We start from the raw sequence: 13,646 nt of genomic DNA, 5'->3' as shown, positions 1-13,646 counted from the left end.
GGCGCTGGCATGACCAGCTCCGCGCGCGCGCGATAGCTTCGCCACCATGTTTTGCGATCTCGCTCTCACTTACGATCCGGAAAGCCGCCGCTGCGACCTGACGCTCGGCGATGATCTCGATCTTGTGCTCGATACGACATCGGTCTCGGCCATGCTCGTCTCGATCGGCCTCGATCGTCGGGCCGATGTTGATGACCCGCTTCCTGAAGGGCGTTCTCAGTTCCTTGCGCCTGCCAGCTTCTCGGAGCGCCGTGGCGCGATTGCCGACGCCTTTGAAGCTTCGGGGGCGATGACTGGGTCGAAGCTTTGGCTCCTGGAACGTGCGAAGGAAACCGAGACAACGCGGTTGCTGTGCGAGTTCTGGCTTGAAGAGGCTCTGTCGTGGGCGGTTGAGGTGACCGGGCAGCCGGCCGAGATCGAGGTCGTGTGGTTGCGACCCGAGGTGCTCGGCTTCCGTGTCTCGGTAGAGGATGCAAGCCTCTCGTTGACTAAAAGGGTGGACGGCTGATGGTCTGGCCCATTCCCCGTGCGCAAGCCATTTTCGAGCGGATAGCGGCCGGTGTAGAAGCCGGCATTCTCACCATCCGATCTGACGCTGATCCCCGCAAGCTCTCAAGGGCCGTTCGCAACCGCTTCGGTGTCTTCTTCCAGGTGTTCGCCTCGGTTGCTCCTGAAGTCCGAGAGCTACACGACCACATCGCCTGGTGGGCTCGGCAATACATGCCCGACAGCGCCGACGATGAAACCATGATCCGACGGCATGCCGGCATCTGGGGTGTCGATGAGCGCGGCGCAATCAAAGCTGTTGGTGCAGTGCTGATTGAGGGTGCGCCTGGCACAGTGCTGCCTTCCGGTATCGCGCTTTCGGCCAGTGACGGGATCTTGTTTGAAACCACCGCTGGCGCGACGATCTCAGGTGCCGGTGTTGCGACCATGCCAGCCATTGCCGTCAGCGCCGGCGCGTCGGGCAATCTGCCGGCCGGCGTCCAGCTATCGACGGTCGCCGTTGTCGCCGGCATTACGCGTGTTACGGTCTCGACGGCTTTCCTGGGCGGCGCGGACGAAATGACGCCGGAGGAGATCAAGGCTGCCTATCTGCAGCGTATCCGCCAGCCGGCTCATGGCGGCGCGGGCTTTGACTATCCGACATGGGTGCGCGAAGTGGCCGATGCTCTGGCCATCAAGGTCATCCCGGAATGGATCGGTCGCGGCTCGCTCGCTGTCGTCGTCATCATGCGGGATGACGATGGCTCTGCCCGCGTGCCGACCACGGAAGAGATTGATCGTATTCAAGCGCATCTGGGCGAGTTCGGCAGTCTGCTCGGCGTGCGGCCGGTGACAGCGCGTGTGATCGTCGTGCCGGGCGTCCTGACGGCTGTCCCGATCTCTGTGCGGCTGCGACCCGATGTGGCCTCTACCAGGTCTGCCGTCGAGCAAGCCTTCAATCGCTTCATCGCGACCATCGGCGACGAGGATGATACCGGCAACGAAAGCCCGATCGGAGCCACCATCGAGCCCAGCCGGATCTCCGAGGCGATCTCGGCTGCCGACGGCGAATATGCCCATGACCTGACGGTGCCGGCCGATCGATACACGCTGGGGTCCACACACTATCCGATCCCTGGCACCATTACATGGGTGCCGGCATGACGCGCACCCCTCAAGCCATCACGCGCAGTCTGATTGCCAAGGTCGCGCCGGGCTGGGCGCTCGGAAAGCGTGGCGGGATCCTCGACGCCATTCTCGCTGGCATTGGCCTTGCCCTGCACGATGTCGAGGTCGGCGCGGAAGCCCTGATGGATGAGACCGATCCGAGGAAGGCAAACCTGCTGCTGACGGATTTCGAGCGGTGCCTCGGCCCTGACCCGTGCGGCCGCGATCAGGGCGATCTCAATGTCGCCCAGCGCCAGCGGCTTGCGCATCAGCGCTGGACCGCGCGCGGCGGCCAGTCGGTCCCCTATTTCGTGGCTCTTGCATCCCGCCTCGGCGTGGAAATCACGATCGATGAGTTCTGGCCATCAAGGGCCGGCGGCTTGCGGGCCGGACAGCGGTTGAGGCCCGAAGGCTGTCAGTTCGTCTGGCGGGTTAACATTCCTGGTCTTGTGACCGTCGTGAACTTCAAGGCCGGAGCGAGCCGCGCTGGCCATAGCCTCGGCTCCTTTGCCGTGTCCTCGATCGAGTGTGAGATCCGGCGGTTGAAGCCCTCTCACACCCTGGTCGTTTTTTCCTATGGAGGGTCCTGATGGATCGCATCAATGGTGCCGGTACAATTGATATCGGAACAGGTCGCAGGGGCTTTCGTGATGAGGATCTGGTTCTAGGTCAGGAGGGAACAGAGGTTAAAGCTCTCTGGCTGAACATGACCCAGGAAGAAATCCTTTATGTAGTCGAATCGACCGGCATGGATCCGTCGCCCGATGATTGGTCACAACTCGCCAAGGCGATACAGTCCAGCCGCATGAACTTCGCAGCGGCGGGCGGATCTGCTACGGCTCTCACGCTTGCACTGTCGCCCGCACCCGTTAGCTACGCGAGTGGTCTGATCATTCGTTTCAAAGCTGCAGCTGATTGTGCAGGTGCCACGACAATCAACGTCGACGGCCTTGGCGCTGTGCCGTTGACCCGTCAAGGCGGAGGTGCGTTGGCGAGGTTCGATTACAAAGCCGGCGACAAGATTGCTGCGATCTACGATGCAGGCTCCTTCCAACTTTTGAGCCCTGCAATGACCCAGTTCCTGAGCTCATCGCCAGGCACAACCACAATCTTTGTACGAACTGACGGCAACGACAACAATGATGGCTCTGCGAACACTGCGGCGGCTGCCTTTGCCACCATTAACGCAGCAGCAAGCTATGCCTTGCGCCGTTTCAACACAGGTGCGCAAAGCACCGTCATTCAGCTGGGTAATGCGGGCAACTACGATGGCTGCACGATCGGCGGCATTGCTAACTTAATTCTGAGGGGCGACCCGGCTGCGCCGCAAAACTATGTGGTCGGCGGCAGCCAAATCAATGCAATCCGCTTGGATTACTGCCCTGGATTTCGGGTCGAGGGGATTAAAATCCGAAACGGAATAACCACAGACATCACGTCGAACGGATTGTTGGTCGGGGTCGGTTCATCAGGCCTATTGAAAAATTGCGAGCTTGATCCTGTCGTTTATCATCTCGGCTTTGCTCATATTGGAATTTTAGATGGGGGCAGCTTTCGTGGGGGGGCACCATCAAATTCATGCGCTCGTCACCGATCGGTATTGATGTCTCTATGGGCGGAATATTTTCGGGGGCCGCGTTCTCCGACCCCGCGACGGTACAGATGGGACCTGGCTTCAACCAAGAAACATTTTTGAGAGTGCGCGGTGGAAGAGCGACTGTCCTTGCCACCACTTTCACAGGGGCGAATGGCGGCAAACGGTTTGACGTCAATATGAACGGCGTCATCAACACGGCTGGTGCTGGCGTCAACTTTTTACCCGGTGACCAGGCTGGCACCACGGGAACGGGGGGCATCTATGTTTGATCCAGCTAAGTGGTTTTGGCTGTCAGACGACGGCAGGATCTTCGACAGCGCGCAGCAGAGACGATCAGTAGTGCCAGATGATCGCATGGAGGCATTCCTGGCTGTTGGTCATTCACCGACGCGCTGGCCCAGCGATAGCGAAGGCGAGCAGACAGATCAGGCTTTGCAAGAAGTGCTCGGGGCCTATGGCTTGACCATGGAACCGCCATCTTTAGTTCAGGTCAAGAGCCTGCTTATGGCTGGCGTAGACGCAGAGGCGGAGGCTCACCGCCATCGCTACATTACGCCCGGTGCAGGGCAGGCTATGACCTATGCCCGAAAAGCGGAGGAGGCGCGGCTGTGCCTCAGCGCCGTCGACCCCAATCCCGAAGACTATCCGCTCCTTGCGGCCGAGATTGGCATCACCGCAAGCACGCTGGTTGGTGTTGCCCAAGTCGTAGCGACTGCGAACGCTCAGTGGCTGCAGATTGGTGCGGCGATCGAGGCCGCAAGGCTTTCGACGAAGCAGAGCATTGTCAACGCTGAAACAGTCGAAGCCGCAAAGGCAGCGGCCAACGCGGTCGTTTGGCCGGTCAACTAGGGGAATGTGATGACAGAGCGATTGAACACGACGTCTGCTACGGCAGAGAGCGCAGTTTTCACCCCTGGGGGTGAATTCTATGTGCAGGTATCCGCTGCTGATCCTTTGACGACCTTTTCCGTGATTGCACGTGTTGATGGAAATGCCGATTGGGTCGAGGTCGACACGCTAACCATCACCAGACCAATCGCCAATTTCTCGGCTTTGCCTTTCGTGAAAATCGCCGTGAAAAACAACCTCAATCAGGCAACGGCGAAGGCGTGGTCAAACCCATGACGCGGTTCCGCAGGCCTTTGGCCTTTCCGATCCGACGCCCCCGCGTTGGCCCTTGTTCAGCAATACCCCGATCAAGGGTGGCGTGTATGCTGTCGAGTATGTCAGCGACGATGAGTTTTGGGTAAAGGTTGCTGTTGCCGATTTAGGCGTCTCCGGAGCAATCGCTTACCAGTTCATAAAAGATGATGGGGGCTCAGGCGCGACTGACACCGGATCTCCTTGGGATGCTTGGCGGCGGGTCGGAATTTACGGGCTGCCCTCCGTTGAAAGCCCTCACGACGATAATGTGAACCGTGTCATTATCGCGTCCGAGTTCGACCTCGGCTCTCGCGATTATGCGTTCTACAGCAACGCAGAGTCTAAATGGGTGATGAGTTTCCACGGCGGCGAGACAACATCTGAGCTTCATATCCCCGATGTTTCCACAAGCGGCGAGCAGCGCGGCACATTCCGCCTGACTCGTTCCTCTGTCGGCGTGACCGGAGCGGCGCAGGTTGACGCCGAGTTTGAATGCCAGATCTTGCCGAATGGCATTTTCAGGGACGCGATGTCCTTTGTTTCCAGTGATCAGGTCTGGAGCGAGGTGCTTGTATCACACGAGATCTTGTCGAACGCCTCGCAGTACAGCACTGACGGGGGCGAGACATTTGAGCAAATCGTAGTCAACGACAAAATTACGGTTGATAGCGGGGTCATACTGCGAAACCCGACGAGCGGGATACAGGCGCAGATAACATGCGATGCCCACGAACAGTCGAACTTTATGCGCTACTACGTCAGGCAGCACACAGGCCAGAGCCGCATTAAGTTCTACGCAGAGTTTGACCCGGCAACGTCTTCGCCTCTTTCTATCGCAACCGTAAACCGTCAGACTAAGTTCTGGCGAAAAGATCCCGACCCAACTCCGCCACTGAATTACGTTGCAGAGACCAACGGGCTTTCCGGCGTCACGATACACGCCGGAACAGCGTCAATTGACACGGCGACTACGCCCGACACGCTTCTGCTAAACGGTGACGGAACTGGTGCGCCATTCAATCGCGTCTCTCTTATCTTGGGTATCTCTGAGCCTGGGGACTATCGCCTGCTGTTTGGCGATGTGTCGCTCGCCGGAAATCCCAATGGCGGCACTGACGTCTTCATCACCAAGGCGACAAACGGATCTAACGTAACTCCTACGCCAATTGCGACTGGCTTCATGGGCAATGTCGTTTCATCCGGGTCTTTCGACTTCACCATATCTGATGTTTCCGGCGATCCCGTGAGACTTTTGCTCCGGCAGGCGCGGGCTGCGGCGAGCGCTGACAGATGCCGTATCGGAAGCATATTCTTGCAGAAGCTTCCGCTTTAACCCCGCCGCCCCATCATCAAATGGCGTAGGCCTGTGGCTTCTCTAAATGGCTTCATCAGGTCTGTGAACTGGCTTCAAGCGCTTCTCAGTCATATGCCGACACGTCAAATCCTGATTGCGGTTTAGACTTGTGGCCGAAGCCGATGCGCCGTTACAACTCCACCTTCACCACTTTGTCTAACTAGGAGCCGACATGATCCGCGCCCCACTTCTTGCTTCGCTGTCTTGTCTTGTAGCGTTTGCCGCATCAGCAGAGGAGACTGCGCCAACTCCGGCGACCGGCGACTTCAACTGTTTCGAGCGGGCTGCCTTCCAAGAGGCGTCTGCGGATACACCTCAGATCAGGATCAACAATTTCTCTGTCAGAGAAACTAAGTCGTTCTTGTCCAACGGTGCGTTCGCCATCGAGGTTTCATACGCTGTCGCGAATCGCATCGAGAAGCCCGTGTCGATCAGTGCCGACTTTGCACTCTTCGATGGGCAGGACACCCTCCTCGCTGCTTTAAGTGCTGGTCCATCGTTGGATACAGTTCAACCGGGCAAAACTGAAACGGGTAGCGGAGATACTTTAGTCGACGAGGGCACGCTGGGTCGGGCTGAGCGGATTTGCCTGCGTATCTATACGGCTTGGTCTCAATGAATTTTTCCGCCTGCACTCACGACAGCAATGTAGGCTTTTGACACGGCAGCTGGAAAATTGGTTTTTCCGGTTCTGCGTGTCAAATTTCCGTGTTGTTTGACACGAAGAACCGGATATTTGGGATTAGGTGATATTGCGTAGGATCAGATGATTAAGAGAGGGAAAACGCTAGACTTTTTGGTGTGAGGAAGCGCCTGCCGGGAAGACCGATTTTGACAGCGAAAAATGCGAAACTCTCCACATGGCTGCCAAATCCGGAAAAACATGCCAAGCCTTCGAGAATTCCTCATAATCTGGCAATTTTGCTTTGAGAGGCCATCAAGCCCTTGAAAAAGTTAGGCTGGACCGCTTGAAGCCATTTGCTTGAGAGCGACCGCAACGGCCCCTTCACCAGACCTTTTCCAATCAGCGCTTCCCCAACTGTGGGGAAGCGCCCAAATGTTCAGCGCTAAGCCGTTGAAACTAATCGGGGAAGCGCGAAGAGAAAACCGTTTTTTACGGTTGATCGCTTCCCCACCTGTCATCTACCGGCGGGTTGCCAGTCCATGATCTACAAGGCAGGTCGCAACGACTTCTACAGTCGGACATTTCGTGCCTCGCGGCAAGCGGTCTGGCAGCATTTCCCACGCTTTTGCAAGATCGCCTTCGGTTTCAAACCGAACCACTCTCCAGTAGCAGAACAGCCAATAGGGGATGACATTCGAGGGGGCGAAATTTAGGGAAGATCGGCGGGCAAGGGAACGCATGACAGAGCCTTCGAGCTGCGGTTAATGATGGCTCGAAGGTGCTTCGAAATTGCGCGGCAGGGAACGCCGAAACCACGCACCAAAATCGCCACGAAAAAGCGGCCTGGATTGCTCCAGACCGCCCACACGATCTCGACCAGGGAGACGCGATACTATGCTGTCCTGGCTTCCTCGTGTTCTCCCGTTTCCGGTGCCGCCTCGCGAGTGAGACGGCGGATAGTGCGCTCAACGACTGTCTGTCTGAGACCCAACGCCATGGATATGTCTGCTGGTGAGAAGCCGTCTGCATGCGCCTGGGCGATGAACTGATCTCGCATCTCCCGCGTGGAGTTCTGCGTCCCGCGTGCGTTGTTGTCGGCCTGTCCTGTCACCGGCTCGGTCTGTTTCGTAAGGTCGCTCCGAATGACCATCTCAATCCATGGGAGATAGCTGCCCACTTCCAGCGGATCGTCCCAGCTTCCAGCCTTCGCGCCAACCTGTTCCACATAGCCTCTGGCCATGGTCTTGACCTCGCTCAAAAACGACACCGGCCATTCCTCCTCGGCATCGTAGACCGGCAGGCCGCTTTCCTGTCGAACCGCCTTGATGATTTCGATTACGCGCCAGAATACCTTGGCCTCGATCCACGGATCGTCAGATTTGGCGATTGCCTGAGCAGGCTCCATCTGAGGCCGATCATGGTCAAGCCAAAGACGAGTATTGCGCAGCTCATCGAGCGTCAGCCTGAATAGCTCTGAGAGGCCATCAACGAAGTTATCTTCCGTGTCTCCGTCCTCAATGGCAAGGCAGGCAGACGCCGCTAGTGTTGTGAGTTTCAGGTGGATGTCTTCCAACGCTTCGACAACGAACGAAATGGTGGGGTGCTGTGAGGGCGCAGTTGTGCTATCTGCGAAAGCAGCCTGTGGCATGAGGGGAACTCCTTTTGCCGTTGGGTTAGGCCGCGTGAGGTGTTGCAAGCACCTTGCGCGGCTGTTTTATTTCTGGCACCATGAATCAAAATAGTCAACATATTTAGCGCTAAGAATTGGAAAATGGCGAAGGCTGGCAGACCAAGGGTAAACAGCGAGGCCGTGAATGTGCGTCTTCTTGAAGAGGTGAAGACGGCACTGGATGCCTACCGGAAGGATCAAGTGGATTTGCCGACCCGTCCCGAAGGCGTCCGTAGGCTTATAGTCGAAGCTCTGAAAGAGAAGGGTTACCTGCCGAAATGACCGGCCCTGTATATTAGTTAAATCAAATGATCATCGTGCCCCTTTGATCGAAAGAGCCAAACGGGGGCACCAAGCCCCCGTTTCCCGAAGGAGCACAGTGCGCCTTCGGGAGACAGCAAACGGTCGATCAAATGGTAAAGATTACCCTTTGATCCGAGTGCAATGGCTGCACTTTGATCAAAGGTCACACGGTGACCTTTGATCCGTAAATCAAAACGGGGTAGCTATTACCCTGTTTATCAGGGCACCCGGTGTCCCGTTTTCCCAAAGGATCACCGTGATCCTTTGATCGTTTCGACGGCGAAATATGGAGAGCTGTTTTGCTGAAGCTTGCCTCTGACATGAGAAACATAAGCGTCCGCTTGGCGCGATTACAGAATTCGATCACCCACCTGCCGACCAAATCCTTTTACTTTTTTCTCGCCGCTTCCATGGGGGTGCTTACGGCGGCAAGCAACCTGATGCTTTGATCGGTTAGGTGAAAGTGATCAAAGGACACCCGGCCCTTTGATCGAAGTTTAATTTCAAAGCCGCCTCAAAGCCCGTAGGAGCGATTCAAGAAGATTTTCGACTAACGGAGCCGGGATCGGCAGCAGAAGCCCTCTACGGGCAGATATGAGGAAATCGGAATGAGCGGCAAAATCGACCTGACGAAGCTTTCCCATGAGCAACTCATGCATATGGTGGACGTGCGCGGCCAGGCGCTGCAAATGCACCATGCGGCAGATCAGCAGCTTCTCCAGATGATCGAGGCCGAAAAGCTCACTGATCAGCATGTCGCGGGTTATGTGAAGGCGAAAAACGATATTCTGGCTGGGCTTCAGGTGGCGGAAGAGAAGATCATGGCAGGGCATGCCAAGCCGCCCTTGGCGAACTGAGGGCTTTGGCCTAAGTTCGACGTGGTGAATTTTCCCCGGTGGCGGGCATGAATTCCGCGATTGCCTTCCGCTAGAAAACCCTCAGTTTGGCGTCTTTCCGAGACCGTGCCCGCTTTGGCGGGCATGGTTTCTGGCGTTTTTCCGGGCAATTTCGGGGATAACCACCGGAAAGCCCCATGGACCTCTCGCTTCAAACTTCTACTGCCCAGGCTGTCAGCCTTGCCTCTACCGAGCAGGGAGAGCGGCAACAGTGGGTCCAGCTCGTAACCCTCGGCTCTATGAAGACCGTGGACGGGCGCGGTCCCTACATCGTGGACAATGCGAAGGCCGTCATCAGTCGTTCATTCCAGAACATCAGCACCGACAAGCTGCCAATCGACTATGAGCACGCGATTGACAAGCTTGCACCGCAGGGTTTGCCCGCGCCTGCCGCTGGCTGGATTTCGCAGATGGAAGCGCGGGCTGACGGCATCTGGGGATTGGTCGAGTGGACCCCGAAGGCGGCGCAACAGGTGAAGGACAAGGAATTCCGGTTCCTGTCCCCGGTGCTTTTCCACACCAAGGATTTCCACGTCCTTTCAATCGCCCGCGCCTCGCTGACCAACAACCCGAACCTCACCCTGAAGTCTCTCAATGCGGCTGAGAAAGGCCTTTCCATGGACTATGAGAAATTCATGAGCGATCTGCGGACGGCGCTCGGACTTCCCGCAACGGCGGATGCCGACACGATCCTTCAGACGGTCAAGACCAGCAAGAGCATGAACAGCGCCGATCCGGCGCAGTTCGTGCCGATTGACATGTTCCAGCAGACCGTTGCGGAACTCCACAAGCTCCGCTCGGGCATCTCGCTCCAGGCGGCGGAAGTGGAAGTGGACGCTCACATCAAGGGCGGCAAGCTTCTGCCGTTCATGCGCGATTGGGCCGTAAGCCTGTGCCAGGTCAACAAGGCAGCCTTCGATGACTTCCTTGGTGGTGCTGGCAAGCCGGTGGTCGATTTCATGACCGGCCTCCAATCCTCCCACGATTTTTCGAAACAGCGCGAGCGTGATCAAGGCGGAAGCCCTGAGGTGACGGACGTGCATCGCAACCTCGGCCTCTCGGCTGAAGACGTGAAAGCCTATGGCGGAAAGGCCGACAAGTGAACATCAACCCGAGCACCATGAAGACACTTTACGACGGCTTCAGCACGTCGTTTAACAAGGGCTTGAGCAGCGCCACGTCGCACTGGTCGAAGATCGCGATGAAGGTCAGCTCCAGCCATGCCGCCGAAAACTACGGCTGGCTCGAAGACACTCCCGGCATTCGCGAATGGCTGGGCGACCGTATCATTCACGATCTCTCGGGCGCTCAGTACCGGATCAAGAACCGGACGTTCGAAGAGACCGTAGCGGTTCCGCGCGAGAACATCGAAGACGACACTTATGGCATTTTCGGGCCGCGCCTGGAGAAGCTCGGCTTCGATGTCGCGCAGTTTCCGGACAGCCTGGTCTTTGACCTGATCAAGGACGGCACGGTGACGAAGTGCTTTGACGATCAGTATTTCTTCGACACCGATCACGTCGGCTTCAATGAGAACGGCGAGCAGGTCGCCGTATCGAACTATACCGCTGGCGCTGGCTCAAAGTGGTATCTGTTCGACTGCAGTCAGCCCTTGAAGCCGATGATCTACCAGGAGCGCCGCCCCTTCGACTTCACCTCGAAGACCGCGCCGAATGATGACAACGTGTTCTTCCAGAACAAGTACATCTACGGCACCGATGGCCGCTGCAACGCTGGTTACGGCCTTTGGCAGCTCGCATATTGCTCCGGCGCAACCCTGAACGCTGCCAACTATGAAGCTGCTCGCACTGCGATGGCGACCTTGCGTCGCCCCAGTGGAAAGCCGCTCGGCGTGATGGCAACTCACATGATTGTTCCGCCTGCACTTGAGGGTGTAGCTCGCCAATTGATCAATTCAATGCTGATCAACGGCGGTGAAAGCAACATCTGGGCAAATTCCGTCGAGCTGATCGTGACGGCGCACGTCGCCTGAATTCGGTGCCCGTTCCCTGCTGTCGGGCACTGATCGCCGGAGTGGTTCCCCGGCAAGCATGCGTTGGACGATATCCATGGGTCCAACGTCCTCAAGCGTCCAGGCGTCCGTCAGCCGCCTGGACGCATCTCTCAAAAGGAAGAGCCGATGTCAGTCCGCAGTATGAACCTCGATGTCATCGTTCGCATGCGAGACCTTCTGAGCGGGCCGCTGTCTCGGCTCCGACGAACGCTCGACGGCATTGTGTCATTCACCCGCAAGATCGGTATCCTTGGCACCGCTATTGCGGGTCTTTCGTTCATGGCTCCCATTTCCCAGGCGGCGGAGTTTCAGCAAAAGCTCTTAGATATAGCTGGGACCCAAAACCTTGTCGGGGCGAAAGCCTTCCAATCTGTTGCCAGCATGAAAGGCCAGTTCGAAGAGCTGGGCCTTTTGGTCGGACAAACCTCCGATGACATCGCGGCGGGCGCGGGGCGTATGATCGCGGCGGGTATCGATATGTCCGTTGTCGACAAGTCGCTACTCGCTATCGGTCGATCTGCGACGGCCTCTAACACGCCGTTCTCTGAGATGGCTGACGTTGCCACGTCGCTTATCCAGACGCTCAAGGTGAAGCCGGAAGGACTTGAGGAAGCGCTTGACTCGCTGGTGACGGCGGGCAAGCTCGGCTCCTTCGAATTGAAGGACATGGCCCGGTACTTCCCGACGCTCACAAGCCAAATGGCAAAGTTCGGTGTGACGGGCCGCGAGGCCGTGGACTATCTCGGTAGCGCTTTGCAGATCGCCCGCAAGGGCACGGCCGACCCGGCAGAGGCCGCGAACAACCTCAAAAACTTCCTCTCCAAAATTCTCGCGCCGACGACGATCAAGAGCTTCAAGGAAGCCGGTGTCGATATCGAGGCCGTGATGCAGGACGCCGCGATCAAGGGCATTAACCCGATTGAGGCCGTCATGCAGAAGATCAACAAGCTCACTGGCATCTCCGGTAGCGAGATCACGAAGATGATGGAGAAGGCGAAGGCGAACGGCCTGGAAGGGGCTGACGCGCTCGCCCAGGTGCGCGAGCAGCTCGAACAAATCTATGGCGCTGGAAAGCTCGGAGAGCTGTTCTCCGATATGCAGGTCATGGACTTCCTCATCCCGTTCATGACGAACGTCGATGAGTACAAGAGCATCAAGGAAGAGGTTGCCAAGGCAACTGGAGCCATGACGGACCTCGATTTCAAAACGCAAATGGAAGGGATCAACCGCCAGATGATCACCTTCCGCGAGATCGGCACCCAGGCATGGCGTGAAGTCGGCCTCGCTTTTGGAACGTGGCTGCCGCTCATCAACGATACCCTCTCTGGTCTGTTGAAGTGGCTACGCGAAACCGATGAGGAAACAGGCGGTCTTGTTCGCAAGTCGATTGCCCTCGGCGGTGCCGCACTGATCGCCGTTGCAGGCCTCGGCGCACTTGGCCTTGCCTTGCCCATCGTGCTTGCAGGCATAACAGCGCTCTTCGCACCATTGCGGATGCTGGGCAGCCTGTTCCGGATGGTCTCCCGATCTGGTCGAGGCATCGGCACTGTTGCTGATAGCCTCGACCGCGTGAATGCCGCCGCTACCAAGGCCAACGGCATTAGACGCCCGTCGATCTGGGGAATGCTGTTCTCCGGCGCGATGGCCTATGACCTGGTCAGCAACATCCCGAGCGAGCCGGATGAACTAAAGAAGTTCATGGACGAGAACAAGAAGCGCTCGGAAGGCTGGAATAGCTGGCTTTCCACCAACATCGGTACGCCTCGGCAATGGCTCGGCCTCGACAAGGCGGACGACGCGAAGGTTTCCGCTCCGAAGGTTGATCTGTCGAGCGTTGAAGAGCTGCGAAAGAACCTCGCGTCCATCACGGTCGATTGGCCTGTGAATGCGCAGCTCGGGATGCGTGATTACCAGAATGCGCTCATGGCCGGTGGAGACGAGGCGACCGCCGAAGCGCTGTCTATCGGCAACACGATCCGTGACAGCCTCCAGATTGTGGCAAGTCCTGACATCCAGACCGGCGAGCTTCAGAAGGCGCTTGACCTGACAAAGCAGATCGCAGCCGAACTGAATGGCATCAGTGGCAAGGCCGTCAACTTCCGCGCCCAGGTCAACGCCGTGAATGACAACCAGGGCGGCGGAATGATGCCAGCTCAGGCACCGCCACAACAGCTCAATGTGACGACTGAAAGCAAGGTGAAAGTCGAAGGTCCGGGCAAGGTTGTGGAAAGCAACACCACGGTTTCTTCGCCATCACAAGCTCTGAACACCGGTCGAATATTGCGCAATTAGCGAGTTCGTCGCGTCACCTCCCCCTCTGGCGCGACGTTTAAGCCCCCGGCAGTGAGCCCGCCGCTTTCCTCACTGCCGGGGCACCTTCTCAGGAGCGACC

14 protein-coding genes are annotated in these 13,646 nt (G+C 57.6%); 13 read left to right on the top strand and 1 reads right to left on the bottom strand.

Translation table 11 applies throughout. The features are described 5' to 3' along the window. The first annotated feature begins 46 nt into the window (after positions 1 to 46). From D4A92_RS00315 to D4A92_RS00280, 8 genes are all read left to right on the top strand, one after another. Entirely contained in the window at positions 47 to 508 is a 462-nt protein-coding gene (locus tag D4A92_RS00315) for a phage GP46 family protein (protein ID WP_203017336.1), read from the top strand. Continuing rightward, a complete protein-coding gene (locus D4A92_RS00310; RefSeq protein WP_203017334.1) occupies positions 508 to 1,650 on the top strand; it encodes a baseplate J/gp47 family protein in 1,143 nt (380 codons plus the stop codon). Before D4A92_RS00315 ends, D4A92_RS00310 begins: the two co-directional genes overlap by 1 nt. Then, positions 1,647 to 2,243 (top strand): YmfQ family protein, encoded by a 597-nt coding sequence (locus tag D4A92_RS00305; RefSeq protein WP_246753995.1) that lies wholly within the window; start codon positions 1,647 to 1,649, stop codon positions 2,241 to 2,243. The genes D4A92_RS00310 and D4A92_RS00305 overlap by 4 nt, the downstream gene beginning before the upstream one ends. After that, on the top strand, positions 2,243 to 3,349 hold the full coding sequence (locus D4A92_RS00300; protein ID WP_203017331.1) for a hypothetical protein: 1,107 nt from the start codon (positions 2,243 to 2,245) through the stop codon (positions 3,347 to 3,349). The genes D4A92_RS00305 and D4A92_RS00300 overlap by 1 nt, the downstream gene beginning before the upstream one ends. A 255-nt stretch (positions 3,350 to 3,604) precedes the next feature. Then, positions 3,605 to 4,099 (top strand): hypothetical protein, encoded by a 495-nt coding sequence (locus D4A92_RS00295; protein ID WP_203017329.1) that lies wholly within the window; start codon positions 3,605 to 3,607, stop codon positions 4,097 to 4,099. 9 nt (positions 4,100 to 4,108) lie between these two features. Then, a complete protein-coding gene (locus D4A92_RS00290; RefSeq protein ID WP_203017327.1) occupies positions 4,109 to 4,375 on the top strand; it encodes a hypothetical protein in 267 nt (88 codons plus the stop codon). A 52-nt stretch (positions 4,376 to 4,427) separates the two neighbouring features. Beyond that, a complete protein-coding gene (locus tag D4A92_RS00285; protein ID WP_203017326.1) occupies positions 4,428 to 5,726 on the top strand; it encodes a hypothetical protein in 1,299 nt (432 codons plus the stop codon). Between the two features lie 193 nt (positions 5,727 to 5,919). Then, the gene (locus D4A92_RS00280) at positions 5,920 to 6,366 is read left to right on the top strand and encodes a hypothetical protein (RefSeq protein WP_203017324.1); all 447 of its coding nucleotides are present in this window, start codon (positions 5,920 to 5,922) and stop codon (positions 6,364 to 6,366) included. An 898-nt stretch (positions 6,367 to 7,264) separates the two neighbouring features. On the opposite strand, the gene D4A92_RS00275 is transcribed toward D4A92_RS00280, so the two are convergent. Then, complete coding sequence (locus D4A92_RS00275) at positions 7,265 to 8,020, bottom strand: hypothetical protein (RefSeq protein WP_203017322.1); 756 nt, start codon at positions 8,018 to 8,020, stop codon at positions 7,265 to 7,267. Between the two features lie 123 nt (positions 8,021 to 8,143). On the opposite strand from D4A92_RS00275, the gene D4A92_RS00270 reads away from it, so the two are divergent. From D4A92_RS00270 to D4A92_RS00250, 5 genes are all read left to right on the top strand, one after another. After that, on the top strand, positions 8,144 to 8,323 hold the full coding sequence (locus D4A92_RS00270; RefSeq protein WP_203017320.1) for a hypothetical protein: 180 nt from the start codon (positions 8,144 to 8,146) through the stop codon (positions 8,321 to 8,323). 629 nt (positions 8,324 to 8,952) lie between these two features. Then, entirely contained in the window at positions 8,953 to 9,201 is a 249-nt protein-coding gene (locus D4A92_RS00265) for a hypothetical protein (RefSeq protein ID WP_203017318.1), read from the top strand. A gap of 176 nt (positions 9,202 to 9,377) precedes the next feature. Continuing rightward, a complete protein-coding gene (locus D4A92_RS00260) occupies positions 9,378 to 10,343 on the top strand; it encodes a phage protease (protein WP_203017316.1) in 966 nt (321 codons plus the stop codon). Continuing rightward, entirely contained in the window at positions 10,340 to 11,233 is an 894-nt protein-coding gene (locus D4A92_RS00255) for a Mu-like prophage major head subunit gpT family protein (RefSeq protein WP_203017314.1), read from the top strand. Before D4A92_RS00260 ends, D4A92_RS00255 begins: the two co-directional genes overlap by 4 nt. Positions 11,234 to 11,380: 147 nt before the next feature. Beyond that, positions 11,381 to 13,546: a phage tail tape measure protein gene (locus D4A92_RS00250; protein WP_203017311.1), complete on the top strand. Its 2,166-nt coding sequence runs from the start codon at positions 11,381 to 11,383 to the stop codon at positions 13,544 to 13,546. Positions 13,547 to 13,646 lie beyond the last annotated feature (100 nt).

The sequence above is a fragment of the Rhizobium rosettiformans genome (assembly GCF_016806065.1).
Taxonomy (GTDB): domain Bacteria; phylum Pseudomonadota; class Alphaproteobacteria; order Rhizobiales; family Rhizobiaceae; genus Allorhizobium.
The sequence above is the reverse complement of the archived record's forward strand: the minus strand, read 5'-3'. Positions and strand labels throughout refer to the sequence as shown.